The following is a 25,149-nucleotide window of genomic DNA, read 5'->3' on the forward strand; positions in this document are numbered from 1 at the left end:
ACTCGCCGGTCCGGGCGGGAGGGGACGGAGCATGGCGCGGCGCGACGGCACGGCGCCGGCGGGCGGCGGGGTGCAGTCCCTCCACCGCGCCTTCGAGATCCTCGAGCTGATCTCGGCCAACGGCGGCGAGATGGCCGTGTCGGAGATCAACTCGCGGTCCGGCCTCCCGCTGCCGACGATCCACCGGATCCTGCACACGATGATCGACACCGGGTACATCCGGCAGTTGCCCTCGCGCCGCTACGCCCTCGGTCCCCGTCTCATCGCGCTCGGGGAGACGGCCACCCGCATGGTCGGCACCGCCGCGCGGCCCACCCTCGCCGGCCTGGCGACCGTGGTCGGCGAGACCGCGAACATGGCCATGCTCGACGGCGACCGCGCGCTCTACGTCGCCCAGGTCCCGTCGCGGCACACCATGCGCACGTTCACCGACGTCGGGCGCCGCGTGCCCCTGCACTGCAGCGGGGTGGGCAAGGCGCTGCTCGCCGGCCTGGCCGACGACGCCGTGCGGACCCTGCTCGCACGCGCCGGCCTGCCCGCGCTCACCGACCGCACCCGGACCGACCCCGAGGACGTGCTCGCCGACGTGGCCGTCAGCCGCGAGCGGGGGTGGGCGCTCGACGACTCCGAGCAGGAGGAGGGCGTGCGCTGCGTGGCGGTCGGCGTCCCGGGCGCGCCCACGCCGTCGGCGATCTCGGTGTCGGGGCCGACGTCGCGGCTCACCCTCGCCGCCGTCGACCGCGCGCTGCCCTACCTGCGCGAGACCGCCGACGCGCTGGCCGCGCAGTTCGGTGCCGACGCCCCGGCGGGCCGCTAGCGACCCCGCCAGGCGGGGGCCCGGCGCTCGACGAACGCCGCGACGCCCTCGGCGAAGTCGTCGCTGCCGTAGACGCGGTCCAGCACGTCGGCGTCCTCGACCTCCCGCGCCGCGCGCAGCCGGCGCAGCAGCTCCCCGGTCGCCCACGTCGTGAGCGGGGCGTGGGCGCGCAGGGTGGCGAGCAGGTCGGCGACGCCGGCGTCGAGGTCGTCGACGACCCGGGTGACGAACCCGGCGGCGTGGGCCTCCGCGGCGTCGATCAGGCGCGCGGTCAGCAGGAGGTCGGTGACCCGGCCGCGGCCGAGGCGCTCGACGAGCAGGGCGAGCGAGTGCGCCGACAGGGTGCTGCCCAGCGTCCGCGCGATCGGCACGCCGAACGCGGCCGCGGGCGTGGCGACGACCAGGTCCGCGCACGCCGCGATGGCGAAGCCGGCGCCGACACAGAACCCGTCGACGGCGGCGACGACCGGGACCGGGGCGGCGAGGAGGTCCTCGAGGACCGCGGCCACCCCGCGCTCGTAGTCGACGCCGTCCGCCCCGGCGGTGTTCTCCCCGTCGCCGAACGCGCGGAACTGCGCGATGTCGGTGCCGGCGACGAACGCGCGGTCGCCCTCGCCGCGGAGCACGACGACGGCCACGTCGTCGTCGCCCGCCCGGCGGCAGGCCGCGCGCAGCCCCTCGTACATCGGCCAGGTCATCGCGTTGCGGCGCGCCGGCCGGGCGAACGTGACCGTCAGGACCCCGTCGTCGAGGGCGGTGCGCAGATCCTCCGTCACGAGTCCTCCGTCACGAGGCCCCCAGCGGCGGACCGGCCGCCCCACGGCGCACCGGCGTGCGGGAGAACCGCATCGGCGACCCGAGCTGGCGCACCGTGCCCAGGTCGGGGTGCGGGGCGTCCCAGAAGTAGTCGCGGGCGGCGAGGTGGTCGTCGGTGAACACCGCGTCGTACGTCGCGAGCGGGGCGCAGGGCACGCCGGCCTTCTCGAGCGCGGCGACGAGGTCGTCGGTGTCCCAGGTCCTCGTGACGTGCTCGATCGCCGCGATCAGGTCCTCGCGGTGGCGCAGGCGCGCGGAGGGGTCGGCGTAACGGGGGTCGTCGAGCAGGGCGTCGAGCCCGAGCGCCCGGCAGAACGCCACCCAGGTCCGCGGGGTGTTCGCGCCGACCGTGACGTCCCCGTCCCGGCCGTGCACGGCCTGGTACGGCGCGTTGGACTGGTGCGCCGAGCCGTGCCGTCGCGGAACCTCCCCCGTGGCGAACCACGTCGCCGCCTCGTAGACCCCGAGCGAGACCCCGGACTCGAGCAGCGAGACGTCGACGTGCTGGCCGTACCCCGAGCGGGCGCGCTCGTGGAGCGCCGCGACGACGGCGAGGGCGACGTAGAGGCCGGCGGTCAGGTCGCACACCGGCACGCCGACCTTGGCCGGGCGGCCGTCCGGGTCGCCGGTGATGCTCATCAGCCCGCTACGGGCCTGGGCCATGATGTCGAGCCCGGCCAGCGGGGCGAGCGGGCCGTCCTGGCCCCAGCCCGACGCCGAGGCGTAGACGAGTCCGGGGTGGTCGGGGGCGAGAGACGCGTGGTCGAGCCCGAGGCGGCGCATGGCGCCGGGACGCAGGTTCTCCACCAGCACGTCGGCCTCCGCGACCAGCGCGAGGAAGGCGGCGTGGCCGTCGGGACTCTTGAGGTCGAGGCGCCGGGACTCCTTGTTGCGGTTGAGCCGGGCGAACGGTGAGCTGTGCCCGTCGAGGTGGGGGCCGGTGGCCCGCATCGGGTCGCCGTCGTCGGGCTCGACCTTCACGACGCGGGCCCCGAGATCGGCGAGCTGCATCGTCGCGAAGGGAGCGGCCATGAAGACCCCGACCTCGAGCACCGTGATGCCCGCGAGCGGCGGCGTGGTCACGGGCGACTGATCGGGCGTCATTCTGGGATACCGTAGACAATCTCCCGGCGAGGCGCGAGACCCCGGCCGTGACCGGGAGGGAGGGTGGCGGACGACGTGAGCGACGTGAAGCGGCCCGCGGCGACCGCGGTCCGGGCGCCGAGCCTCGCCGTCCTGGCGGCGGACGCCCTGCGCAGCATGATCCTCGGCGGCGAGCTCCAGCCGGGCGACCGGATCGTGGAACACCAGGTCGCCGGCATGCTCGGCATCTCCCGCCTGCCCTTGCGCGAGGCGTTGCGCCGCCTCGCCCAGGAGGGTCTCGTCGTGCAGGAGCCCCGCCTCGGCGCGGTCGTCACGCCGCTGACCCAGCACGACGTCTTCGAGATCGTCACCCTGCGCGAGGAGCTGGAGTGGGTGGCCGTCCGCTTCGGCGTCCCGGTCCGCGCGGAGCACCTGCTCGTCCCGTGCCGGGAGGCGCTGGAGGCCCTCGCCCTCGCCGCCGAGTCCGGCGACGAGGGCGACATGACCACCCAGACCTTCGCCTTCCACCTCGCGATCATCGGCCTGGCCGAGAACCAGCGGCTCACCGAGATGTACCGCTCGCTGGCCCTGCAGATCCAGCTGTGCATGTCGATGAACCGCGGGGTCCGTCGGGAGACGGAGACGCGCGCGGGCAACGTCGCGCGCCACCGCCGCCTGCTCGCCGTCGTGGAGAGCGGCGACCGCGACGAGGCCCACCGCGCGTTCGCCGAGCACGGGCACCGCTCGTTCCTCAAGCAGGTCGCCGACCGCCTTGACGGCGCCTCCGAGCGCTCCCGCCGGTGGCTCGCCGAGGCCGAGTGACGGTCAGGCGGGCAGGTCGACCAGCCCCGCCAGGACCGTCCGGTGGTGGTCGGCCGAGCCGAGGATCAGCGCGTCGGCGCGGGCGCGCTTGAGGAACAGGTGCGCCGGGTGCTCCCAGGTGAACCCGATCCCGCCGTGGAGCTGCAGGCCGTCCTCGGCGGCGAGCAGAGCGACCTCGGAGCAGTGCGCCTGCGCGACCGCCGCGGCGACCGGGAGGTCCGGCGATCCGTCGCCGGCACACCGCGCCGCGTAGCGGGCCACCGCGCGGGCCTGGGTGATCGCGACCCAGAGGTCGGCCAGCCGGTGCTTGAGCGCCTGGTACGACGCGAGCGGCCGGCCGAACTGGTGGCGGTCGCGCAGATACGCGACGGTGTCGGTGAGGCAGCGCTCGGCGAGCCCGAGCTGCTCGGAGGCCAGGATCGCGGCGCCGACCTGCAGGGCGTGATCGACGTCGGCGCCGGACACGATGCGCACCGGCGCCCCGTCGAAGGCCACGTCGGTGAGGCGCCGGGTCATGTCGAGCGACTCGGAGGTCGTGCGGGTGACGCCGTCGCCGCCACCGTCCGGACCGGTCTCGACGACCGCGATCTCGCCGTCGCCGACCGGGACGAGCAGCACGTCGGCGGTGACGGCGTCGATCACGGCGGTGACGCTGCCGGCGAGGAGATCCCCCGCGCCCTGCCGCTCGACGGTGACCGGCACCGGCCGGCCGGCGCCGTGGGTGGCGCCGACGACGAGCACGGCGGTGCGCTCGCCCGCGGCGACGGCGGCGAGCAGCTCGTCCTCGGAGGACCCCGCCAGCAGCGCTGTGGCGACGGCGGTGCCGAGGAACGGCACCGGCGCCACGGCGCGGCCCAGCTCCTCGGCCACGACCGCGGCCTCGCGCCACGACGCTCCCGCGCCGCCGCGCTCCTCTCCCACGGCGAGCCCGGCCACGCCGATCTCCTGGGTGAGCCGCTTCCACAGATCGGTGTCGACGGAGTCGGAGGGATCGTCACGGCCGGTGTCGGTGCGCCGGAGCACCGCGTCCCACGGGGCCTGCTTCTCGACCAGCGCGCGGATGCTGGCGCGCAGGTCCTCCTCGACCTCGGAGTAGAGGAGGTCGCCGGTGTCGGGAGTGCCAGGAGTCGTTGCTGCGGCGCTCATCGGGGCAGGTCCTTCCACGGCACGTCCTTGTCGGCACGGGCCTCGGCGGGCAGGCCGAGCACGCGCTCGGCGACGACGTTGCGGAGGATCTCGGACGTGCCGCCCTCGATCGAGTTGGCGCGGAAGCGCAGGTAGCGCCAGCCGGCGTCCCGGTCGGCGTAGTCCTCGACCTCCGGGCGGCGCTCGGTGTAGTCGGGGTAGCGCAGGCCGTCCTCGCCGCACAGCTCGAGCTCGAGGGACGAGCACTCCTGGTTGAGGCCGGCGTAGGTGATCTTCACGCCGGAGCCCTCGGGTCCCGGCTGGCCGGCGGCCTGCTGCTGGCCGAGGCGCTCGGCGGTCAGGCGCGCCGCCTCGGTGCGGACCCAGAGCCGCAGCATGCGGTCGTGCAGCCCGGGCGTGCGCGCCTCCGGGTGCTCGCGCCACCGCGTCGCCAGGGCGCCGACGGCCCCGCTCTCGCGCGGCAGCGTGCCGCCGCCGATGGCCACGCGCTCGTTCATCAGCGTGTACTGCGCGACGGCCCAGCCCTGGCCGACCTCGCCGAGGCGCTGGTCGTCGGGGACGCGGACGTCGGTCAGGAAGACCTCGTTGAACTCCGCCTCGCCGGTGATCTGGCGCAGCCCGCGCACCTCGACCCCGGGCGCGGTCATGTCGACGACGAAGTACGACAAGCCCCGGTGCTTGACCGCCTCGGGGTCGGTGCGGGCGAGCAGGATGCCCCAGCGGGCGTGGTGGGCCATGGAGGTCCACACCTTCTGCCCGTTGAGCACCCAGTCAGCGCCACCACCGTAGCCGTCCCACACGGCGCTGGTGCCGACGCCCGCGAGGTCGGAGCCCGCGCCGGGCTCGCTGAACAGCTGACACCAGATGTCCTCGCCGGTCCACAGCGACGGCAGCCAGCGCTGCTGCTGCGCGTCGTCGCCGAACCGCAGGATCGTCGGCGCGGCCATGCCGAGGCCGATGACGTTGAGGCGCGGTCGGTTCTCCGGCGCGCCCGCGTGCGCGAACGCGGCGTCGACGGCGGTCTGCAGGCCGTTCGCGGCACCGAGGCCTCCGAGGCCGGCCGGGTAGTGCACCCAGGCCAGCCCGGCGGCGAAGCGCGCGCGGAGGAACTCGGCGGGGTCGGTGGTCGACGGGTCGTGCTCGGCGAGGAACTCCTCGACGCGCCGCGCCAGTGCCGGGGCGTCCAGGGGGTCCGGGGCGCCTGGAGGGCTGTCCGTGGTCGTCACCCCTGCACCTTCCGTCGCTCGGCCGTGCTTGTCGAGACGAGGTCGAGACCGGTTCGAGACGGGCAGCGCGTCGAGGTGCCGCTGTCGGCCCGATCACGGGTACCTGTCAGGGTGCTCGGCGTGCCCTCCTCCGACCCCGCCGAGGTGTCCCGCTGGCTCGCGGAGCGGGCGCACCCGCTCGCGGTGCCCGACGACGAGAAGACCGACGGGGACGGCGTGGCGGCCTGGGTGCGCGCGACCGAGGGCGCGCGGGTCGTCGCGGTCGGCCCGGCGGTGGGTGGCACGCGCGAGCTCGCGCTGCTGGCCTGCCGGCTGGTCGAGGCCTCCGTGCGCGCCGGCCGTGTCGGCACGCTGGCGCTGCAGGCGGGCGAGTCGGGTGCCGCGGCGCTCGACGACCACGTGCGGCGCGGCATCGGCTCGCCGGGCGACGCGCTCGAGCGCCTCGGCTCGTGGAGCTGGAACTGCCGCGAGGTGCTCGACCTCGTGCGCACGCTCGCCGAGGACACCCCCGTGCCGATCGTCGGGATCGACCCGCGCCGCCCCGCGAACGCCGTCCGCGTCGTGGGCGCCTACCTGCGGACCGTGGCCCCGGACACGCTGGCTCGCGAGGCCGACACGCTCGCCGACCTCGCGCTCGGGCACGGCGACGCCGCCACGCGGGCGACCGTCGAGCGCGTGCGCGCGCGGCTCGACGAGGACGTCCCCGCGCTGATCGCGGAGACCTCGCCGACCCAGCACGCCGAGGCCGTCCGGCACGCCGGGTTCCTCCTGCGCGCCGCCGAGCTCGCGGCGACCCCGGCCGACCGCCGGGACGCCGTCGCCACGAGCCTCATGGCCGACGCGGTGCTCGCCGCCGAGGAGGGCGGCGGCCCCGTCGTCCTCTGGGCACACGCCGACCACGTCGTCGTCCGCCACGAGACCCTCGGCGCCCGCCTGCGCGAACGCCTCGGCGACGGATACAGGGCGCTGCTGCTCTCCGCCGGCTCGGGGTCGATGCGCGCCCTGCGGCGCCGGCGCTTCGTCGGCCCGACGCGGACCCCGAAGACCCACCGCTTCCCGGCCGCGCCGGCCTCGTCGCTCGAGGGCACCGTGCTGGCCGCCTGCCCGCGGGACTCGCTGGTGGACCTGATGGGGGCGGGCCGGCCCGCGGCCGCCACCGCCTGGGCCCGGTCGCCGACGACGCGGCGCTCGATCGGCGACGAGGTGTCCCCGGCGGCGCCGGCCCGCGCGTTCGTGCCGTGCGTCCCGGCGAGCGAGATCGACGGGGTCGCCGTGGTGTCGACGGTGCGCCCGAGCTGGGTGCGTTAGCCCTCGGCGTCAGCCTCTCGTCGCCAGGACCGCGCGCCCGCGCGGGGAGAGCTCGTAGCCGACGGGCAACGAGTGCGTCAGCCCGAGCGCCTTGAGCTTGCGGACGTCGGTCTTGAACGGCGCGGTCTCGCGACCGAACGACGCCGCGAGGTCCGGGGCGCGCACGCCGGGCCGGTCGGCGATCGCCGCGAGCGTCGCCCACGCCCAGGGACCGTGCCCGCTGCGCGCGTCCATGGCGTCGAGGCGCCTGCCGACGGCGGCGAGGTCGTCGGCGTCGGGCACGGTCGCGGCGAGCTCGGCGCGCGGGTCGGGCTCGTCGAGCAGGTGGAAGCGCACCCGGTACAGCTCGGCGTCGTGCGCGGCGTGCCGGTCCGCCTCGGCGAGCACGGCGTCCACGGAGTCGAAGCCGGCGCGCCGGGCGTCGTCGGGACCGAGATCCTCGCGGCGCACGACGTCGACCTCGTCGACCTGCAGCCGCCCCACCGGCGTCCGGTACGGCCGTCCGGGCTTCACCTGCGCCCGCTTCCAGCGCCGGAACGTCAGGTCGACCTCGCCGCGCGCGATGGGCTCGGCGAACCGCAGGGCGAAGAGCACGGGATCAGGGTGCCACCCGCGTGCTCGACTCGACGGGGACGTCCCCGTGTCAGCGCGGCGGCGTGAGGCCCGCGCGAAGAAGGTCGATCACGCCGTCGAGGTGGTGGCGCGCGGCGATCCCGGGCGACTCGGGATGGTCGAGCCAGAGGCCCACGGCCACACGCAGCGCCGTCATCGCCATCGCGGCGGTCGTGAGGACGTAGGGATCGGTGACCGTGCGGGCGGTCCGCGCCGCGATCCCCTCGGCGAGCGCGGCCTCGGTCGCCTTGGTGGCCGCGTGCATCCGGCCGAGCAGCTCGGGGTGCTCGCGCAGCAGCAGGAGCTGCTGGTGCCAGACGCCCGAGCCGGTCGCGGCGTCGAGGATGTCGGCCAGCACCCCGGCCGCGGCCGCGAGCGGGTCCTCGTCGGCCGGGCGGGCGACGACGGCGTCGGTGAGATCGGTCGTGTCCTCCGGCCCGGCGCCGAAGAACGCGTCGTCCTTGCTGGTGAAGTGGTTGAAGAAGGTGCGCGGGGAGACGTCGACCTCGGCGCAGATCGCCTCGACCGTCACCGCGTCCGGGCCGTGCTCCCGCCCGAGGCGGACCGCCGCCTCGCGCAGCGCGGCCCGGGTGGCGGCCTTCTTGCGCTCACGCAGTCCACCCGTCGTCACCGGACCTCCCACCAGTCACTGCGCTGACCGCAAGTCTGCAGTCGCTGAAGACATCGCCACGGTAACCGTCTCGGCACCGGCTGGATGCGCCACTGTGAAGGGGACCTCAGATCGAGCTGACGCCGACCACGAGGAAGAAGAGCCAGAAGAGGATCCAGCCGACGATCGGGATGTAGCCCAGCACCAGCCCGGCGATCGTCATGCCGTGGCCGGAGTTCTGCCCGCTGCTCGTCTCGCGCCAGGCGAGGTGCCCGCAGATCACCGCGGCGATCGAGGCGACGCCGGCGGTGAAGAACCCGAGGACCCCGCACACCAGCGCCGCCACCGCGAGCCCCGACACCTGCGGGCCGCTGGGGTAGGAGTCGTACGACGCCGGCGTGTACGGCCCCTGCGGGTACGGCGGGTAGGCGCCCGACGGGTACGCCGTGGAGGGATCCTGGGCGTAGGGCGGCTGGGCGTAGGGGTTCTGCTGCTGCTGGTACGCGCGGTCGGCGGCGTAGGGGTCGGAGTAGGGCTCGAGCGCGTAGGGGCTCGGGCCGTATGGGTTCGACGAGTATGGGTTCGACGAGTATGGGTTCGACGAGTACGGGTTCGACGAGTACGGGTTCGACGAGTACGGCTCCGAGGCGGGCGGTGGCGTCGGTGGACCGTCCCCGGGCGATGCGAAGTTCGCCGGGGGGTCCTGCCCCTCCCGGCCGTCGCGCTGCGGTTCCCACGGCGAGCTCACGCCCGGATCGTAGGACGGCGTCCCGATCTCCGGGGTGTGCGCGACGCCCGGGGTGTCCGACCGAAGGGCCCTTTCGCTCGCCTCGATGGGTGGTGGGCGCCCTTCGCCGGAACCGCGAGGACGCTCGCGTGCGGCGTCCTCGCCGCGACCGGCCCGTCCCGCAGGCCCCGGGGCCCGGCCGCCGACGTGATCGTCGGGCCGGCGATCAAGGCAGCGAGATGAACGCCAGCCGGCCCTGCGCGTCGACGCCCGCGACGGCGCCGCCGGCCGCGTAGCGGTAGAACCCGGACCGACGCTGCGGGGGCTCGCGCAGCGCGGCCAGGAGCGCCTCCCGGTTGGCGGGCTGGGCGAGCAGCGGCTCGACCCGCGACCACGGCGCGGCGTCGACGGCGGTCGACGGCCGGTAGCGCTGCTGGACCGCAGGGAGGTCGCCCGCGCCGAGCGCGGTGTAGAGGCCACGGACCCCGGTGGCGACGGCGGCGGGCAGGTTGCGCCCGGCAGCGTCGGCGAGCGCGGGGGCGCCGGCCGGGGCGGGCGCGGGCGCCGGGGCGGGGGCCGCACTCGGGGCGGGCAGGGGCCGGGCCGAAGCCGCGGCCTCGGAGCTCGCGGGCGAGACGGGCGCCGTCACGAGCGTGAGCACCGCCAGCGCCGCGGCCACGAGGATCGCGACGCCGAGCGCGGCGCTCGCGATCCAGGGCCCGCGACCGGCGCCGGCGCTCGCCGCCGGCGCGCTCACCGCCACGAGGCCGTGACGTGCTCGGCGATCCCGGTGCTGCTCATGGTGGCCTCCTCGATCCGTCCCGGCCGCAGTATCGGGTCGATCACCTGCGCGCGTGACCGCTGGTCAGGGAGTCTGCGTCACGCGGACGGGTTCGTACACCCCGGGTGGGGGACACCCGGCGGCCACCGCCACGAGCAGGACCGTCGCGGCGGCGACCGCGCCGACGACCCGTGCCCGGCGGCGCGGGGAGCCGCCATCGGGGCTGATCAGCCGCCGAACGTGGACCTGGCGCGGAACTGGACCGCCCCGAACACGGCGTTGGACTGCTCCAGGGTGCTGGTACGGATCTCCCAGCTGTAGTTCAGGCCCTCGTAGATGCCCGTCGAGTAGACGGTGCCGCTGGCCTGCGCGGTGTACAGCGGGCCCTGCTGGACCTGGTTGGCGCGCCACACGTCGAAGTTCTCGATGCGGGGGCCGAGCCGGCTGGTGTCGTCGTAGAAGGACCGCGCCCCGGTCGCGTCGGGCCAGCGAGCGAAGATCACCCGGGCGCCGGGCGCGACGCTGGAGAAGTCGCAGATGTACGCCTCGGCCGGGTTCACGCCGGTGCTGGTGGTGAGCTGGTCCTGCGACGTGGTCGGCCGGCAGGTGGAGGCGGTCACGTCCGGGAAGACCTGCGCCATCGTCGCCTGCCCGGCCGGGGCGGTGCTGCCGTTGCCGCCCGTCCCGCCGTTGTTCGGCGGCTGGGCGTTGGTGGTGATCGGGCCCGGGGCGGGCGCCGGAGAGGTGTTCTGGGTGTTCTGGGGGGAGGTGTTCTGGTTGAGGATCACGACCGCGCCGACCACGACGACCAGCAGCAGGGCGGCGACGCCTGCGATGATCCCGACGATCTTGCCCTTGCCGCTCCTCGGCGGCTGCGGCGGCTGGCCGTACCAGCCCTGCGGGCCGCTGGTGCCCGGCGGCGGGTACTGGTCGCTGCCGTACCCCGGAGCGCCGAAACCCTGCGGCGCGGTGCCGGGCGGGTAGCCCGGCTGGCCGTAGCCCTGGGTGCCGCCCGGCTGGGTCGGGCCCCACGCCGCCGGCGCCGGCGGCGGGCCGGAGAACTGCGGCGCACCGAACGGCGACGGGCCCTGCGGGGTCTGGGGCGCCTGCGGGGTCCACGGCGCCGCCTGCGGCCCCGAGGTCCGGCGGGGGGCGGGGACCTGGGTCGGGACGGCGCTCTGCGGGCCGGACGCGCCGGCGGCCGCCGCCCCCGCCACCGCGCCGGCCCCGAGGGCACCGGCGCCCGCGACGGTGTTGCGAGCGGTCGCGTCGTCCGGACCGCCGCCCGGCGCGGCACCGGCCGCGGGCGCCTCGCCGCCGGCCGCGCGCACCGCCGCGTCCGCGAAGTCGCCCGCCGTGGCGTAGCGCTGCGCGGGGTCCTTGGCCATGGCCTGGGCGAGCACCGCGTCGAGCGCGGGCGGCGAGCCGAGCGCGACCTCCGAGAGGCGCGGCGGGGTCTCGTTGAGGTGGTCGTACATGAGGCCCGGGCCCTCGGAGACGAAGGGCGGGCGCCCGGCGATCGCCTCGAACAGCAGGCAGCCCAGCGCGTAGACGTCGACGCGGCGGTCCATCTCGCGGCCCACGAACAGCTCGGGGGCCATGTAGGCGAGCGTGCCGATCGCGGAGCCGGTGCCGGTGAGCGAACTGTTCGTGTCGCCGCCCATCGCGCGGACGATGCCGAAGTCGACGAGGTAGACGAAGTCGCGGCCGCGGTGCTGGGTGATCAGGACGTTGGACGGCTTGACGTCGCGGTGGATCAGCCCGTCGTCGTGGGCGGCGTCGAGCGCGTCCGCGGTCTGGCGGACGATCTCGACGGCGCGCCGCGGGTCGAGCCGGCCGTGGCGCTCGATCTCCTCGGCGAGGTCGACCCCGGAGACCAGGCGCATGTCGATGTAGAGGCGGCCGTCGATGGCGCCGAAGTCGTGGATCGGGATCACGTGCGGCGACGACAGGCGCGCGGCGGTGCGGGACTCGCGGCGGAAGCGCTCCTGGTAGTCACCGTCGTCGGCGAGGCCGCCGTGGAGGCGCTTGACCGCGACGGTGCGCTGACGAGAGGTGTCGAACGCGCGGAAGACCTCGCCCATCCCGCCGCGTCCGATGCATTCCTCGAGGCGGTAGGGCCCGAACGTCTCCGCGGGTTCCCCCGACGACGGCGGCGTCTGGCCCGGGGCCTCGGTGCTCATGCGGCGCTCTCCTGGATCGTGGCTCTCCGGGGAGACGGGACCCGGATGAAAGTCACCGAGAGTATGTGCGATCACCCTCGGCCAGGCCATAGGACTTACAGTTTTCGCACAGATTCCTTACTCGCCGTGACAGCCGTCGGGCTGCGCCCGGTCACCGGCCGGTCGGGAGCCGGTCCCCGGGCAGGAGGTTCGTCGAGGGCAACATCCGGTTCGGGTCATCCAGCGAACGGGTGCGTGTACGGCCGAGCGGAGTACGCGCCGCTCGCGTAGACGGTGCCGTTCGGGCGCAGTGCGGCGATGCAGCGGGCCTTGTCGCTGGTCGACGCCGTGACCCCACCCCGCCATGCCGTCGAGGCTCGGGCCCCAGGTGCGCTGGTCGTCGTGCCACTGCTGGGCGTCCGCGGCGGTCGACCACTGCGCGTAGTAGGCGAAGCCGGCGGGGACCGCCGCGCCGTCGTCGCACAGGACGACCGCGGCGGGCGTTCCCGACGGCGCGGCCGGCGGTGTCGGGGGTGGGCACGAAGGACCGGTCGACGGGGCGCGCCCCGTCGTCCGGGACCCGGACGTAGCGCGTCGTGCCCGTGGCGGCGGGATGGTCGCCCGTGTCGCCGCCGGTCCGGGGACCGGCGTCGGCGCCGCGGTGACGGCCCGTCGAGGTGACGGTCATCGCGTCCTCCCGGCTCGCGGGTCGAGGCGCCGCAGCAGGAGTGCGGTGACGACGACGAACAGGACGGTGACGCCGGCCAGGGCGCCGAGGTCGAACAGCCAGGCGCCGGCCGTGTGCTCCCAGAGCGGCTCGGCGCCGGCGTGGGGCGGCGGCACCCCGGGCCCGCTGCGCACGCCGATCGTCGACGCGCCCATCGCGAAACCCCAGCGTGCCGGCACGAACCACGAGAGCTGCGCGAGGACCGGGCTGTCCTGGATCTGCAGCAGCGCGCTGGACAGGATGAACTGCAGCATCGCGAGCAGGACGAGCAGCGGCATGCCGCGGTCGGCGTTGTCGATCCAGGCCGACACCGCGAGGCCGACCGCCATGCTCGCGATCGTCGTCCCGGCGATCGCGACGAGGATCTCCAGACGCGGGTCGGCCAGCACGACCGCCTCGTCGGGGCCCGGGCGCCCGAGCTGGCCGAGGACGCCGAGCACGACGCCCTGCAGCCCGGTGACCATCCCGAGGACGACGACCTTGGAGAGCAGGTAGGCGTGGCGGGAGAGGCCGATCGCGCGTTCCCGGCGGTAGATCTCGCGTTCCTTGACCAGCTCGCGGATCGACGCGGCCGACCCCATCAGCGCGGCGCCGACCACGAACACCATGAGCAGGCTCGGCGGTGCCCCGGACACCCCGCGCATCTGCTCGGCGAGCGAGAGGCCGGTGTCCACCGGCAGCGCGTGCGACAGCGCCGCCAGCAGCAGCGGAAGCGCCACCATGAAGATCGTGTACTGGCGGTCCGCGGCGATCACGGCGAGGTACCGGCGGCACAGCACGCCGAACTGCGCGAGCGCCGACTGCTGGCGCGGCGGCGGGGTGGCGGCCAGGGTGGGCGCGCGGTCCACCGGGCGCGACGGGGGCGGCGTGCCGATGTAGCGCTCGCCGAGCGGGGAGCGGCGGAACCGCTCCGCCCACTCGGCGCCGGGTCGGCGCTCCAGCAGGAGGAAGAGGTCGGCGAAGTCGGTGACGCCGAAGTAGGAGAGCGCCTCCCGCGGTGGTCCGAAGTAGGCGGTGGTGCCGCCGGGGGCGAGCAGGAGCAGGCGGTCGCAGACGTCGAGGTTGGCGACGTTGTGGGTGACCACGACGACGGTGCGTCCGTCGTCGGCGAGGCTGCGCAGCGTGTGCATGACGCTCTTGTCGAGCCCGGGGTCGAGCCCGGAGGTGGGCTCGTCGAGGAAGAGCAGCGAGGGGCGGGTGAGCAGTTCGAGGGCGACCGAGGTGCGCTTGCGCTGGCCGCCGGACAGGGAGTCGATGCGCTGGTCGGCCTGCCCGCCCAGGCCCAGCTCGGTGATGACCTGCGCGATGCGGTGGTCGCGGTCGGCCTCGGTGGTGTCCGACGGGAACCGCAGGCGGGCGGCGTAGGCGAGCGCCCGCCGGACGGTGAGCTGCGGGTGCAGGATGTCGTCCTGCGGGACGAGCCCGATGCGCTGGCGCAGCTCGTCGTAGTCGGCGTAGAGATCGCGGTCGGCGTAGGTGACCCGGCCCTCGTCGGCCGGGCGGAACCCGGTGAGCGCGCGCAGCAGCGTCGACTTCCCCGCCCCCGAGGGCCCGACGACCGCCAGCAGGCTGTTCTCCTCGAGGGCGAAGCCGATCCCGTCGAGCAGCACCCGGTCCCTCGCCGTGCGCACCACCAGGTCCTGCGCGCGGAACGCGATCGCGCCCGCGTCCTCGCGCTCGACCAGCACGCCAGGTCCTTCTCGGCCACCGTCGAGGTGGAACAGCGCGTGCCCGATGCCGACGAGCATCCCGGGCCGGAGCGGGACGCGACGGACCCGCCGCCCGTCGACGTAGGTGCCGCCCCGGCTGCCGAGATCGACCAGCTCCCAGCCGCCGGCGCCGTCGCCGACCAGCTCGGCGTGGTGGCGCGAGACGAGCAGGTCGTGCACGACGACGTCGTTGTCGGTCTCGCGGCCGATGCGGATGCGGCGCGCCGGTGCGGGTCCCTCGGGGGTCGGTGGGGCGGGCAGCCGGTGGACCGCGGAGAGCCGACCCTGCCGGCTCGGTCCTGTCGACTCGGACCCGGACGGCGGGGTGGGTGACCCGGGGACCGGCCGCGGCAGGCGCGCGGGCCGGTCGGCGGGCGCGACGAGCGGGGCGGACATCGGCACCGGCGGCGCTCCCGGGTCGGCCCCGACGGCCCGCAGCGACAGTGTCACCTCGGGGCCGCCGACACCGAGCGTGAGCGTGAGCCGGGGTGTGGCGCCGGGGGACAGCCGCAGCTGCTGGAGCCGCTCGCCGGCGACGAACACCCCGTTCTGACTGCGGTCGAGCAGCTCCCACCCGGTGGGCAGCGGCCGCAGCTCGGCGTGCACGCGTGAGACGAGGGGATGGACGACCTGGAACCCGGCGGCCTCGTCCCGGCCGATCGTGACCGGTTGCCCGGGTGGCACGACGAGGCGGCGCTCGCCGTGGGTCAGCTCGAGCTGCGGCGCCGTCAGCGGCCGGCCGCGCGCCGGTCGGCGGCCGGCGGCGGGCCGGGGCACGGGCTCCACGGGATGCACCGGGTTCCTCCCTCGCGGCCGGGCCCCGCGGCCCGGCGACGTCACCTCCCCCGGAGCGCGCGCCCGAGACGGTGACAGTCTGTGTTCACGAGGGGGTTCTCATCCAGAGGGTTCGCGATAATCGCGCCGATCTGTCACTCCTGGTGACTGACGGCGTCCGAGCGGGTGGTCCGCCTCAGGCCGGTCGGGGGAGCGGGGCCGTGAACGAACGGCGCGCCGGGGCGTGCTCGGCCGCGGCGCGGGGGAGCGGCGCGTCGAACGGGCGGGTCAGCGGGTCGCGGCGCGCGGCGGCGGTGTCGATCGCGTGCACGTGCCCGGTGACCTGTACCGATCCGACCTCCGCGAGGCGCCGGTGCACCCGGTCGAGGCGGGCACGCAGGGCCGCGGCGTCGTCGGCCTGACGCTGCCGCGCACGGCGGGTGTGCCGGGGACCGAGGGCGGTCGGCGTGCCCTCGTCACCGTCGGGGCTCCCGTCGGCGGGGGGCGCCGCGAGGAGGGCGGCGGGGCGGGCGGAGCGGGTGGTGGTGGTCGAGCGGCGGAACATCGTGGATCACGTCCCTCGGTGCGACGGGCCGGTGTTCGGTCACCCTCTGCATCGAGCGGCAGGCGGCCGTTCTTGATGGGCCGTCCGGAGGACTCCAGTTCCGGCGCCCGTCAGCCGAAGAGAGGCGTCACCTCGCGGGAAGGCGCGTCAGAAGAGGCCGTCGAAGAACCCGTCGTCGCCGGAGCCGTCGCCGGTGTCCCCGGTGTCGCCGCCGTCGCCGGTCCCGGGCGAGACGCCCGTGCCGTCACCGCTCTCGGTCTCACCGCCCGACCCGGAGCCGGCGTCGCCGGAGCCGTCGGACGGTGCGCCCGAGGACGGGGCCGACCCCTCGCGGACGACGCTCAGGGTCACCGTGCTGCCGCGCGGGACCGAGGTGCCGACGTCGGGTGCCACGGTGACGACGGTGCCGGCCGCGCCGCCGCTGTCGACCTCGCGGACCGAGACCTCCAGCCCGACGCCTTCGAGCGTGGCCTCCGCGGACGCCCGCGTGCGGCCGACGACGTCGGGCACCTGCAGCGTGGCCCGCCGCTGGCCGATGACGAGCTCGATCGCCTCGCCCGGCGCCCGCAGCGAGCCGGGCACCGGGTCCTGCCCGATGACCTGGCCGACCTCGGTCGGGTCGCTCGTCTCGCGGCTGCGCGGCACCGGGGTGAGGACGAGCCCCGCACCCTCGGCCGCCACGCGCGCCGCCTCAGGGCTGCGCCCGACGAGCAGCGGCACCTGGACGAGGCCCGGGCCGCGCCCGATCCGCAGGGTCACCGCCGACTCCTCGTCGACCCGCTGGCCGACGTCGGGCGAGGCGCCGACGACGCGGTCGACCTGATCGGGCGCGGACGCGGTCGGCACCACGATCGGCGAGAGGCCGGCGTCGGTCAGCGCGCGGACGGCCTCGTCGCGGCTGAGACCGACGAGGCGGGGTACCTCGCTGTCCGACGGGGACAGCGCCCACCACCCGCCGCCGAGCAGCACCGCGAGCGCGACCCCGACCGCCGCGAGCTTGCGCCGCGACCGCTTCGGCGCCGCGGCCGCGTGCGCGCCGGTGCGTCCGCCGTCGCCGGCGGCGCGCCGGCCACCGGATCGGGCGATCTCCGGGGTCAGGAGGGTCTCGGCGGTGTCGGCGTCCGCAGTGTCGCCGCGGCGCCGCGGACGGCGGCCGGGGTCGGTCCAGCGGCCGGTGTCCCAGCCGCGGCCGTGGTCGTCCTCGGTGATCCGCTCGTGCTCGCCGAGGACCGCCGGCGCGTCGGGCCGCTCGCCGGCGAGCACGCGGAGCAGGTCGGCGCGCATCTCGGCAGCCGCCGCATAGCGGTTGTCCGGGTTCTTGGCCATCGCGCGGCGCACGACGGCCTCGAGCTCGGAGGACACCACGACGCCGGGCGGGGCGAGCGTGGCGATCAGCGGCGGGTCCTCCCGCACGTGCTGGTAGACGATCGCCACCGGGCTGTCGGCGGTGAACGGCGGCTCGCCGGTGAGGAGCTCGAACAGCACGCAGCCCGCGGCGTAGACGTCGGCGCGCGCGTCGACCTCCTGGCCGAGCCCCTGCTCGGGCGAGAGGTACTGGGCGGTGCCGATGACCATGTCGCCGGTCAGCGCCGGGCCGGTCTCGGTGAGCGCCCGGGCGATCCCGAAGTCCATCACCTTCACGACGTCGCCCGGCGTGATCATGATGTTGGCGGGCTTCACGTCGCGGTGCACGACGCCGCTGTCGTGGCTGTAGCCCAGGGCCGCGCAGACGTCGGCCATGACCGCGCAGGCGCGCTCCGGCGGCATCGGGCCGTGGACGCGCAGCAGGTCGCGCAGCGTCGATCCGCTGACGTACTCCATGACGATGAACGGCAGCCCGACGCCCTCGGCCGCGACCTCGCCGGTGTCGTAGACGGCGACGATCCCGGGGTGGTTGAGCCCGGCGACGTTCTGGGCCTCGCGCTCGAAGCGCAACCGGAACGAGGGGTCACGGGCGAGGTCGGAGCGCAGCACCTTGACCGCGACCTCGCGACCCAGACGCACGTCGAGCCCGGCGTGCACGTCCGCCATGCCGCCACGGCCCAGGCTCGGACCGAGCTGGTACCGCCCGGCCACCAGCGTCGCCTGCGACATGCGCTCCTCGTGCCTCCGCTCACTGCTCGGTCTCGCCGGGGTCCCGCATCGGCATCGCCCAGCATCACCCGGACGGGTCCAACGGTGGGGGAGCGGGTCGGCAACGGCGGGTCGCCGTTTCGGCGCGCGAGTTCGCCCGTTCGTCGGGTGCGATGCCGTCGGTCACCGCAGCAGCACTCGTCGCAACTGCAGCCCTCGCCGCGGCAGGTCTCGCAGCCGTCGCAGCCGCACGACGTGCAGTCGAAGCAGCTCGCACCGGGGTCGGACCGCGGCCAGCCGCTCCACGGGCCGGTGATCGGCTCGGCGCAGCAGCGCTGACCCGTGCAGCGGAGTCCGGCCGCCGCGGCGCACCCGGCGAAGAATCCGCGGGGTCCCGGCCCGGACCGCTGTCGCCAGGATGCGGCGGCTGGTCGGTGGGCGGCTGCTCCGACCGGATGCATGTGCGGGAGACCGCGCGGTCCGTTTCGTGCACCAGCAGGCGGTGCGCGAGCCGGCCCCGACGGGACCGCCGGTGAGCACCGAGAGCCGCAGCGCGTCGACCTCGGTCGCCGTGCGGGCCGGCCGACCGTGCCCGTCGCGCCGCGTCAGGCAGGTCCCGCAGGGGTGCGCCGTCCGGCGCCGGTGGCAGCGGGGGGAGAAGCGGGGGGGAGAAGCGGGGGAGAGGTGGTGGCGGCGGGGCCGCACGATGCCGAGCACCGGCCGGAACCTGGCGATCACCGCTGTGGATGACGACGGCCGTTCAGCAGACCGCGCACCACCGTTCGCCGCAATTTTGTGTGGCGTCCGTGTGTGCGCGCTGCGTGATGAGGGAAGGGTTCCCCCGACCGCGTCACGCCCCGTCGGGGGCTGGCGTGCCGCGACGAACTCGGAGGGGAAGTACTGTGATCTCCAACAACAGGGCACGTCTGCTCGCCGCGCCGGCGGTCGCCGGCGCGCTCGGCCTCGGCCTGCTGGCGGGCTGCTCGGAGACGCCCGAGCTGCCGCAGGGTGTGCCGACCGCGCTGCCGTCGGGTGTCCCGACCCAGGTCCCGCCGGGGCTCATCCCCGGCCAGGGCGGCCAGCCGGGTCAGCCGGGCGCCGAGGGCCAGCCGGGCGCGGGCGGCGAGGCCGGCGCCGAGGGCCGGCCGGGCGCGGGCGGCGAGGCCGGCGCCGAGGGCCAGCCGGGCGCGGGCGGCGCCGGCGGTGAAGGCGGTGAAGGCGGTGCCGGTGACGAAGGCGGTGCCGGCGGTGCCGGCGGTGCCGGCGGTGACGGGTCCGGCGGGGCGGGCGCGGGCGGTTCCGGCGCCGAGGGCTCCGGGTCCGGCAGCGGCACCGGTGGCGGCGCGAGCCAGACGCCGTCGGGTGGCGTGGCCACCGGCGGGGGCTCGACCTCGGGTGTCGAGCACGCCGGCCTCATCGGTGCCGGCGCGCTCGCGCTCGCGGGTGCCGGCGCACTGGGCGCGACCGCCGCGCGCCGTCGTCGCACCGACAGCTGATCACCCCCGGCGACCCCGCACACCCCCGTCCGGTGTGCGGGGTCGTCGTGTGTGCGGGTGCTGTAGTGGTTGGGGGGTCCGACAGGGTCCGACCCGGAGGGAGCACGGGGTGAGCGCCGAGTCCGACGGAGCGAGGGACGCCCCGACTGCGACCGAGGCAGCGGAGGAGGCCCTCGCTCCGCCACCGGAACCGCCGCCCCGCACCGACTGCGTGCGGTGGGCGCTGGTCGCGGGGGCCGTGCTGCTCGCGGTGCTCGGGGTCGGGCTCCTCGGCTGGGCGCTCACGCACCAGTCGGGCCCGCCGCCGGCGCCCGCGCCGGCCGCGCAGGTCGGACCGCCACCCCCGTCGTCGCGGGTCGACGGCCCGCCGGTCCGGGAGCTCGAGACCGCAGGGCCGCTCGGGACCTCGTCACCCCCGGCGACGCTGCGCGTCCCCGCGATCCGGGTGGACTCACCGGTCGACCAGGTCGGCCTCAATCCCGACCGCACCATGGAGGTCCCCGCGGAGGGATCGCCGGGCTACGACCACGCCGCGTGGTTCCGCTACTCCGTCACCCCGGGCCGCCAGGGCCCGTCGGTGATCATCGGGCACGTGGACTCCGCCGTGTCCGGGCCGTCGGTGTTCTACGAGCTCGGGCGACTGCGCCCTGGCGACCGCGCGGACGTCGTGCGCGCCGACGGGGCGACGGTGACCTTCGAGATCACCGAGGTCGCCGTCTACCCCAAGGACGCCTTCCCGACCGACCGCGTCTACGGCCCGACCCCGGGCCCCGAGCTGCGCCTGATCACCTGCGGCGGCAGCTTCGACCGCGGCGAGGGCTCCTATCGCGACAACACCGTGGTGTTCGCGCGCGAGATCTAGGCGCCGAGCCGCGCCCGGAAGTGCATCGCCCGGTAGGGCCAGTTGTCGTTCGTGTGCCACTGGCTGACGACGAGGTGGATCTCGTCGGGCGTGGAGCCGGGCAGGATGTAGCCGCCGTAGCACGGCGCGACGCGCCCGCCGCCGTGGTCCTCGTCGCCCCAGCCGCAGCCGGCGATCACGGTGAGGCGCTCGGCGGTGGTCAGGTCCGTGGTCGGCCCGCCGGGCAGCGGGATCAGGTCGACGCGGTAGCGGCCGGCGTCGAAGGCCGCGAGCCACCACTGGTCGCCGACGCGGCGCAGCGAGAGCTCGCCGAACGCGCCGGGCAGCACGGGCGTCGGGGCGTTCCCCCAGGCCCAGGCGCCGTTCGCGAAGCCCCAGCCCTCCCACGACGCGGCGTCGAGCAGCCGGTCGGCGGGCACGCGGTGCAGCAGCAGGCCCTTGTCCCGCTGGAAGCCGGTGGTCAGCGCGTAGACGTAGCCGTCCGGGCCGAGTTCCCAGGTGAGCATCTGGAAGAGCCCGCCGAGGTGCCCGCCGGGCCAGCTCAGGCCCGTGGACTCCCAGGTCTCGCCGTTGTCACGGGAGCGGTGGATCTCCGTCCAGTGCACGTTGCCCAGCCCCTCGCAGGCCATGACGTGCAGGTACATCTGGTCGCCGATGGTGATCAGGTCCGTGGGCAGCTGTGTGGTGATCCGCGTGCCGCCGATCAGCCCGCCGAGACGGCCACCGATCCGGGAGTTGTGGCGGTAGGAGACGACCTGCTGCGCGTAGCCGCGGCCGCCGCCGGCCGACCCGGTCCACCGCACGCCGCCGTCGCCGCGGACCGACGCCGGGTCACCGAAGAGGATCACCGGCGAGCGCCACCCCGGGCCGCCCGCCTGCTTGCTCTCGAAGGTGTCGCCGAAGACGGCGACGAGCCGCCCGTTCGGCGCGAGCGCCGCGGCGCCCAGGTCGGTGCCGCCGATCCCGTACTCGTCGGTGTGCCCGGGCCCGGTCAGGTCCCGGAGCTTCGTGACCTCGAGGGTGCGCATGCCGTGGGTATACCGGACGGGCGTCACCGCTCCGTCGGAGCGGGACGTCGGGCCGCGCTGTCGGACCGGGACGTCAGGCCGGGATGCGCTCCGCGACGGGGCTGCGGCGCTGCGCGGGGACGGGGGCGGGACGCTCCCGCACGGGCGCCTCGCGCCAGGCGGCGCGGGTGCGACCGTCGACGGTGCCGTGGGCGGCCATGGCCACCGTCGGCGCGGCCATCCACGCGGCGGCGAGGCCGCCGAGGGCGAGCGCGAGCGTCTTCATGCGATTTCCCCTTGCCCCGACCGGAGTCGAGGTCGATCGTCCGGATCGACCAGTGGTCGGCGCTCTGAACGGTAGACGGATGATCATGGGAACCACTGAGCTGGACGGGTGACGACCGTTCAGGGTGCTCTCAGAGATATGTGATCCAGGACACTCTGCAGGATCGCCCCGGCGAGGGCACACTCCGGTAACGGTCAGGCCTGACCGTCCCGCCGACCCGAGCCCGGGAGGCCCACGCCATGAGTGCTCGCCCGGTCCGCATCGCCAACTGCGCCGGCTGGTTGTGGGACCGCTTCTCCGGGCTGCGCGATGCGCTCGCCGGCCCGGTCGACGTCGTCACCGGCGACTACCTCGCCGAACCCACCCTGCGCCAGCTGGCCCTGGAGCGCGCCAAGGACCCCTCGCTCGGCTACGCGCAGAGCTTCCTCGCCCAGTTCACCGACGCCGTGGGGTTGCTCGCCGAGCGCGGGGCGCGGCTCGTGGTCGACGCGGGCGGGCTCAACCCGGCCGGCCTGGCCGGCGAGGTGCGCCGCGTGATCGCCGACGCCGGTCTCGACCTCGTCGTCGCGCACGTCGAGGGCGACGACCTGTCCGCGCGGCTCGACTCCTTGGGCGCGCTCGAGCACCTCGACACCGGCGTCCCGCTCGCCGACTCGGGTCTCGAGCCGACCACCGCCAACGCCTACCTCGGCGGCTGGGGCATCGCCGCGGCGCTCGCCGGCGGCGCCGATGTCGTGATCTGCCCGCGGGTCACCGACGCCTCACTGACGGTCGGGGCGGCGGCGTGGTGGCACCGATGGGGAACCGAGGACTGGGGTGCGCTCGCCGGGGCGGTGGCCGCCGCGCACGTCATCGAGTGCGGGCCCCAGGCCACGGGCGGCAACTTCTCCGGCTTCACCGCGGTGCCGCGCGTCGACGACCTCGGCTACCCGATCGCCGAGGTCGCCGCCGACGGCACCGCCGTCATCACCAAGCACGACAGCTCGGGCGGCACCGTCACCACCGACACCGTCACCGCCCAGCTGCTCTACGAGATCCAGGGCCCGACCTACCTGAACCCCGACGTCACCCTGCACCTCGACGACGTCGCGCTCACCCAGGTCGGCCCGGACCGCGTCGAGATCACCGGCGTCACCGGCTCCCCGCCGCCGACCACCACCAAGCTCGCCATGACCGCCCCGGGCGGCTACGAGTCGAGCGTCGCCTTCTACGCCACCGGGCTCGACCTCGAGGCCAAGGTCGCACTCCTGCGCACGCACGTCGAGCGGATCACCGAGGGCCTCGACCTGAGCCTGCTGCGCGTCGACCGCATCGGCACGCCCGTCGAGGACCCGCCCGACCAGTGGGCCGCCGCCCAGCAGATCCTCGTCACCGCCCAGGCACGCACGAAGGACCAGGTCGACGCCCGGCGGTTCGTCGCGCCGATGACGGGGCTCTTCCTGCCCGGCTACCCCGGGCTCTACGTCAACCCGCTCAAGGTGTGTGCCCCGGTGGTCGAGTACTGGCCCGCGCTCGTGCCGGTCGACGTGCTCGACCACGTCGTGGTCGGTGCCGACGGGACGCGGAGACCGGTCAAGGACACCCCGGTCCGGGTCGCCGCGACCGGCCAGCGACCGTCGGACGGCGCGCCGCCGGTCCCGGACCTCGGCCCGACCCGCCGTGCGCCGCTCGGGCTCGTCGCGCACGGGCGCTGCGGGGACAAGGGCGGCAACTCCAACATCGGGTTCTGGGCGCCGGCCGGTGTCGACGAGAGGGCGTGGGACTGGCTGCGCGGCACGTTGTCGATCGAGCGCCTCCGCGCGCTGTTCCCCGACGCCGCCGACGTGGTGATCGAGCGCCACGAGCTCCCCGGCCTGCGGGCGGTGCACTTCGTGGTCCACGACGTTCTCGGCAAGGGCGCGTCGTCCAATGGGCGGCCCGACATCGCGGGCAAGGCCGTCGCGGAGTTCCTGCGGGCGCGATTCGTGGACCTGCCGGAGGCACTGGTGACGGAGGTCCCGAGTGTCTGATCTGACCAGCCGGCTCGAGGTGGCCCGGGCGAACCCCCTCACCGGCGACGACGCCTTCGACCCGCTGGTCGAGCTGGACGACGTGCTCGCGCCGCTCGGGATGTCCGCGGCCGACGCCGGGGGCGCTGTGAGCCTCGCCGGGCGCGACCCCGTCGTGCCCAGCCCCGTGCGGGTCGGGGCGGCGGCGAGCATCGGGCTGCTGGCGAAGTCGGTGGCCGCCGCGGCCCTGCACCGCGACCGCGGTGGGCCCGGCCAGGACGTCCACGTCGACCTGCGCTCGGCTCCGCACCGCCTCTGCCCGTTCTACGACCGGACCTGGGAGCGCCTCGGCGGCTACCCCGTGGCCTCGAGCGTGGAGCAGGGCAACGCGATGGGGTTCAGCTTCTTCCGCTGCGCCGACGGGCGCTTCGTGATGCCGCAGAACAGGTACCCGAACCTGCGGCTGCGTGCCCAGGAGCTGCTCGGGGTGCCGTTGACGAAGGCCGCGGTCACCGAGGCGATCGGGCGCTGGAGGTCCGACGACCTCGAGGAGGCGGCGGCCGCGGCGGGCGTCGTCATGCCGGTGGTGCGCTCGCTGCCGGAGATGCTCGCCGAGCGGCAGTACACCGAGGCGCTCGCCGACCTCCCGCTGGTCGAGGTCACGAAGATCGGCGACAGTGACCCCGAGCCCCTGCCCCCGGGCGGCGAGCTGCCCTTCTCCGGGCTGCGGGCGCTCGGCATGGGGCACGTGATCGCCGGCGCCGGGTTCGGGCGGTCGCTCGCGCTGCACGGCGCCGACGTCCTCAACCTCTGGCGCGTCGGCGAGACCGAGCACGAGACGACCTATGCGTCCGCGAACGTCGGCATGCGCTCGTCGTGGCTGGACCCGCGTCGCGACCGTGCCGAGCTCTCCCGTCTGCTCGCGGGCGCCGACGTGTTCTTCCACAACCGGCGCCCGGCGTTCCTCGAGGAGATCGGGATGCGGCCCGGGCAGGTCGCCGCCCAGCGGCCCGGGATCGTGTCCGTGACGGTGTCGCTGCACGGCCTCGAGGGGCCGTGGGCGGGGCGGCCGGGCTTCGACCAGACCGCCGGCTCGGTGAGCGGGATGATGCTGCTCGAGGGGGGTGGGCAGACCCCGCGCCTGCCTCCGATCCTCGTGGTCAACGACTACCTCGTCCCGTGGCTCGCGCAGGCCGGCGCCGTCGCGGCGCTGCGGCGCCGGGCGGTCGAGGGCGGCTCCTACCACGTGCACGTGTCGCTGACCCGCGTCGCGTTGTGGATCCTTTCGTTGGGGCTGTTCGACCGGGAGTGGGCGCACGCGACGGCGAACGCGACCGAGGAGCACCGCTACCTCGACCCGGAGACGTTCACCGCCGGCACCGGGCTCGGCGCCTACCAGGGCGTCACCGACCAGGTCGCGATGTCGGCGACGCCCGGGCGCTACGACCCGGTGCTCGTCGCCCGCGGGGCGTCGGCGCGGGAGTGGCGCGCACACTGATCGGGTGCTGGTCCGCGTGCTGCTCGCCGGACGCTGCTCGTGCTCGCCGGGTGC

Annotated in this window: 21 protein-coding genes; 7 read left to right on the forward strand and 14 right to left on the reverse strand. The window is 75.6% G+C overall.

The window, feature by feature from the left end; genetic code table 11:
* Positions 1 to 31: 31 nt before the first annotated feature.
* The gene (locus AC2A1K_RS02380) at positions 32 to 817 is read left to right on the forward strand and encodes an IclR family transcriptional regulator (RefSeq protein ID WP_483894719.1); all 786 of its coding nucleotides are present in this window, start codon (positions 32 to 34) and stop codon (positions 815 to 817) included.
* Here AC2A1K_RS02380 and AC2A1K_RS02385 read toward each other — a convergent pair.
* A complete protein-coding gene (locus tag AC2A1K_RS02385; RefSeq protein WP_483894720.1) occupies positions 814 to 1,593 on the reverse strand; it encodes an enoyl-CoA hydratase in 780 nt (259 codons plus the stop codon). The two genes, AC2A1K_RS02380 and AC2A1K_RS02385, sit on opposite strands and share 4 nt — an antisense overlap.
* Positions 1,594 to 1,603: 10 nt before the next feature.
* A complete protein-coding gene (locus AC2A1K_RS02390) occupies positions 1,604 to 2,737 on the reverse strand; it encodes a CaiB/BaiF CoA transferase family protein (RefSeq protein WP_483894721.1) in 1,134 nt (377 codons plus the stop codon).
* 75 nt (positions 2,738 to 2,812) lie between these two features.
* Here AC2A1K_RS02390 and AC2A1K_RS02395 point away from each other — a divergent pair, with 75 nt between their 5' ends.
* Positions 2,813 to 3,538, forward strand: coding sequence for a GntR family transcriptional regulator (locus AC2A1K_RS02395; RefSeq protein WP_483894722.1), 726 nt, complete (start codon positions 2,813 to 2,815; stop codon positions 3,536 to 3,538).
* 3 nt (positions 3,539 to 3,541) lie between these two features.
* On the opposite strand, the gene AC2A1K_RS02400 is transcribed toward AC2A1K_RS02395, so the two are convergent.
* Together AC2A1K_RS02400 and AC2A1K_RS02405 are read right to left on the reverse strand one after the other, a co-directional pair.
* On the reverse strand, positions 3,542 to 4,684 hold the full coding sequence (locus AC2A1K_RS02400; protein ID WP_483894723.1) for an acyl-CoA dehydrogenase family protein: 1,143 nt from the start codon (positions 4,682 to 4,684) through the stop codon (positions 3,542 to 3,544).
* Positions 4,681 to 5,910 carry an acyl-CoA dehydrogenase family protein gene (locus AC2A1K_RS02405; RefSeq protein WP_483894724.1) on the reverse strand — a complete coding sequence of 410 codons (1,230 nt, stop codon included), beginning with the start codon at positions 5,908 to 5,910 and terminating at the stop codon, positions 4,681 to 4,683. Before AC2A1K_RS02405 ends, AC2A1K_RS02400 begins: the two co-directional genes overlap by 4 nt.
* 120 nt (positions 5,911 to 6,030) lie before the next feature.
* On the opposite strand from AC2A1K_RS02405, the gene AC2A1K_RS02410 reads away from it, so the two are divergent.
* Positions 6,031 to 7,218 carry an erythromycin esterase family protein gene (locus AC2A1K_RS02410; protein ID WP_483894725.1) on the forward strand — a complete coding sequence of 396 codons (1,188 nt, stop codon included), beginning with the start codon at positions 6,031 to 6,033 and terminating at the stop codon, positions 7,216 to 7,218.
* Between the two features lie 9 nt (positions 7,219 to 7,227).
* Here the strand turns inward: AC2A1K_RS02410 and AC2A1K_RS02415 are convergent, their stop codons facing one another.
* The 8 genes from AC2A1K_RS02415 to pknB form a co-directional block, all read right to left on the reverse strand.
* Positions 7,228 to 7,812, reverse strand: a complete 585-nt coding sequence (locus AC2A1K_RS02415; RefSeq protein WP_483894726.1) for an ASCH domain-containing protein — start codon at positions 7,810 to 7,812, stop codon at positions 7,228 to 7,230.
* A gap of 49 nt (positions 7,813 to 7,861) precedes the next feature.
* Complete coding sequence (locus AC2A1K_RS02420; protein WP_483894727.1) at positions 7,862 to 8,461, reverse strand: TetR/AcrR family transcriptional regulator; 600 nt, start codon at positions 8,459 to 8,461, stop codon at positions 7,862 to 7,864.
* Positions 8,462 to 8,567: 106 nt separating this feature from the next.
* Positions 8,568 to 9,188, reverse strand: coding sequence for a DUF4190 domain-containing protein (locus tag AC2A1K_RS02425; RefSeq protein ID WP_483894728.1), 621 nt, complete (start codon positions 9,186 to 9,188; stop codon positions 8,568 to 8,570).
* Between the two features lie 205 nt (positions 9,189 to 9,393).
* Complete coding sequence (locus AC2A1K_RS02430; RefSeq protein ID WP_483894729.1) at positions 9,394 to 9,924, reverse strand: hypothetical protein; 531 nt, start codon at positions 9,922 to 9,924, stop codon at positions 9,394 to 9,396.
* A gap of 251 nt (positions 9,925 to 10,175) precedes the next feature.
* On the reverse strand, positions 10,176 to 12,131 hold the full coding sequence (locus AC2A1K_RS02435) for a serine/threonine-protein kinase (RefSeq protein WP_483894730.1): 1,956 nt from the start codon (positions 12,129 to 12,131) through the stop codon (positions 10,176 to 10,178).
* 663 nt (positions 12,132 to 12,794) lie between these two features.
* On the reverse strand, positions 12,795 to 15,341 hold the full coding sequence (locus tag AC2A1K_RS02440; protein WP_483894731.1) for an ATP-binding cassette domain-containing protein: 2,547 nt from the start codon (positions 15,339 to 15,341) through the stop codon (positions 12,795 to 12,797).
* A gap of 175 nt (positions 15,342 to 15,516) precedes the next feature.
* Complete coding sequence (locus tag AC2A1K_RS02445) at positions 15,517 to 15,885, reverse strand: hypothetical protein (protein WP_483894732.1); 369 nt, start codon at positions 15,883 to 15,885, stop codon at positions 15,517 to 15,519.
* 147 nt (positions 15,886 to 16,032) lie between these two features.
* On the reverse strand, positions 16,033 to 17,979 hold the full coding sequence (gene pknB, locus AC2A1K_RS02450; RefSeq protein WP_483894733.1) for a Stk1 family PASTA domain-containing Ser/Thr kinase: 1,947 nt from the start codon (positions 17,977 to 17,979) through the stop codon (positions 16,033 to 16,035).
* A gap of 881 nt (positions 17,980 to 18,860) precedes the next feature.
* On the opposite strand from pknB, the gene AC2A1K_RS02455 reads away from it, so the two are divergent.
* Both AC2A1K_RS02455 and AC2A1K_RS02460 read left to right on the forward strand, forming a co-directional pair.
* Positions 18,861 to 19,454: a hypothetical protein gene (locus AC2A1K_RS02455; protein WP_483894734.1), complete on the forward strand. Its 594-nt coding sequence runs from the start codon at positions 18,861 to 18,863 to the stop codon at positions 19,452 to 19,454.
* A 109-nt stretch (positions 19,455 to 19,563) separates the two neighbouring features.
* Positions 19,564 to 20,316: a class F sortase gene (locus AC2A1K_RS02460; protein ID WP_483894735.1), complete on the forward strand. Its 753-nt coding sequence runs from the start codon at positions 19,564 to 19,566 to the stop codon at positions 20,314 to 20,316.
* On the opposite strand, the gene AC2A1K_RS02465 is transcribed toward AC2A1K_RS02460, so the two are convergent.
* Together AC2A1K_RS02465 and AC2A1K_RS02470 are read right to left on the reverse strand one after the other, a co-directional pair.
* Positions 20,313 to 21,344: a DUF4185 domain-containing protein gene (locus AC2A1K_RS02465; RefSeq protein WP_483894736.1), complete on the reverse strand. Its 1,032-nt coding sequence runs from the start codon at positions 21,342 to 21,344 to the stop codon at positions 20,313 to 20,315. The two genes, AC2A1K_RS02460 and AC2A1K_RS02465, sit on opposite strands and share 4 nt — an antisense overlap.
* Before the next feature lie 73 nt (positions 21,345 to 21,417).
* Positions 21,418 to 21,609 carry a hypothetical protein gene (locus AC2A1K_RS02470; RefSeq protein ID WP_483894737.1) on the reverse strand — a complete coding sequence of 64 codons (192 nt, stop codon included), beginning with the start codon at positions 21,607 to 21,609 and terminating at the stop codon, positions 21,418 to 21,420.
* A 239-nt stretch (positions 21,610 to 21,848) separates the two neighbouring features.
* Here AC2A1K_RS02470 and AC2A1K_RS02475 point away from each other — a divergent pair, with 239 nt between their 5' ends.
* Positions 21,849 to 23,618, forward strand: coding sequence for an acyclic terpene utilization AtuA family protein (locus AC2A1K_RS02475; RefSeq protein WP_483894738.1), 1,770 nt, complete (start codon positions 21,849 to 21,851; stop codon positions 23,616 to 23,618).
* Positions 23,611 to 25,095, forward strand: a complete 1,485-nt coding sequence (locus AC2A1K_RS02480) for a CoA transferase (protein WP_483894739.1) — start codon at positions 23,611 to 23,613, stop codon at positions 25,093 to 25,095. The genes AC2A1K_RS02475 and AC2A1K_RS02480 overlap by 8 nt, the downstream gene beginning before the upstream one ends.
* Positions 25,096 to 25,149: the final 54 nt, after the last annotated feature.

Source organism: Actinomycetospora sp. 2LY8.5, from assembly GCF_057180585.1.